The organism is Psychrobacter sp., from assembly GCF_035469765.1.
Lineage (GTDB): Bacteria > Pseudomonadota > Gammaproteobacteria > Pseudomonadales > Moraxellaceae > Psychrobacter.
The window spans coordinates 1-1,501 of sequence record NZ_DATIRM010000136.1 but is presented as its reverse complement, the minus strand read 5'-3'; the positions used below and the strand labels follow the sequence as shown (position 1 = coordinate 1,501).

The window sequence follows — 1,501 nt, the reverse complement described above, 5'->3', positions numbered from 1 at the left end:
CGAGCTGATTGGTTTTGCGTTGGTCTGAATGATTCAAAGCGCTCCTAAAGCGTGTCCTCAATTTGAATACCAGTTATCTGAACGGGCTGTATTATTCATGAGCGTGTAAAAATGCTTCCACTACACGGAACTGCCCAGCGGTACTTTCCTCACCATACATGGCTTGCCGGAAAGCGTTGGAGTTCGGAATACCTGTGGTATACCAAGCGATGTGCTTACGAGCAATCCGGCAGCCTGAGTATTCACCATACAAGCCGTACAGCTCCTCTAAATGCGCCAGTACAATCTTTTTGATCTCGCCCACACTTGGGGGCGCAAGCGTCTCTCCTATGCGCAAAAAGTGCGCGATATCGCGAAATATCCACGGTTGTCCTTGAGCGGCGCGCCCAATCATCACCGCATCGCAGCCCGTCAGCTCATAAACACGCTGCGCTTTTTGCGCACTATCGATATCACCATTGGCAATCACTGGAATACTGATGCTTTCTTTGACTTCACGAATCAGCTCATAGCGCGCTTCACCCGTATACATATCTTCGCGCGTGCGCCCATGGATAGCAATAGCAGCTATACCCGCCTGCTCTGCTCGCTTTGCCACGCGCAAAATGTTCTCACGCCCATTCTCATAGCCCAATCGCGTTTTTAACGTTACAGGCGCATCGACGGCATTTACCGCAGCATCTAATAGACGCGCAACCAAGTCTTCGTCTTGTAGCAAAGCAGAACCTGCCAGTTTACGGCAAACCTTTTTGGCAGGGCAGCCCATATTAATATCAATAATTTGCGCACCATTATCGATCTGATAACGCGCCGCTTCTGCCAATTTATCAGGTTCCGCGCCCGCTATCTGCGCAGAAATAGGCGCAATCTCATTATCGAAATTGGCACGGTATAGCGATTTTTTGCGCGCATACAATGCTGTATCAGCGATAATCATTTCACTGACTGCATGACCCGCACCAAAAGATTTGCACAATCTACGAAAAGGATTGTCTGTCACGCCAGCCATCGGTGCGACTATTAGACGGTTTTCAATCGTCAAACCGCCAATCACTAGTGGTTGCAATAAAGGATGCTGACACATCAGAGGAGATGAAGGTAAAACAGGAGAATCAATAGACATAAAAAACGGCTTGATTTGCAATGAAAACAAGCCGTTATTCTAAGGATTCGTGCGCATATTGCAAGGAATTACGCCATCATTTACTCATCTAATAGAATTTACTAATATTTAACATGCTATTAGAAAGGATTATTTATCAAATACACTGCCCTGCTCTAGTGTAATATCTTCATCATGCTCTTGCATACGCCACGGTAGAATATCTGGCGAGACGTTCACAAAGTGTAGATATTTCTCGAATTGATCAATAATGTCATTGATGACTGACTCGGACTCATAACCATATAAGTCGTAGGTCTGACCACCACGGCGCAGATATACTTCAGCGCGATGATCATGCTGTTGCGGTAATTTATCAGCGTTATCTTCAGTGTAATA

At 46.0% G+C, this 1,501-nt stretch carries 1 protein-coding gene and 1 pseudogene; both read right to left on the bottom strand.

Translation table 11 applies throughout. The features are described 5' to 3' along the window. Positions 1-91 precede the first annotated feature (91 nt). Positions 92-1,123 (bottom strand): tRNA dihydrouridine synthase DusB, encoded by a 1,032-nt coding sequence (gene dusB / locus VLN09_RS03915; RefSeq protein WP_325243881.1) that lies wholly within the window; start codon positions 1,121-1,123, stop codon positions 92-94. 129 nt (positions 1,124-1,252) lie between these two features. Next, positions 1,253-1,501: pseudogene (locus VLN09_RS03910) on the bottom strand (choline transporter); the annotation flags it as partial.

Excerpts from the sequence above, each read along its gene's own strand:
- dusB (WP_325243881.1), bottom strand. The coding sequence starts at position 1,123 with ATGTCTATTGATTCTCCTGTTTTACCTTCATCTCCTCTGATGTGTCAG.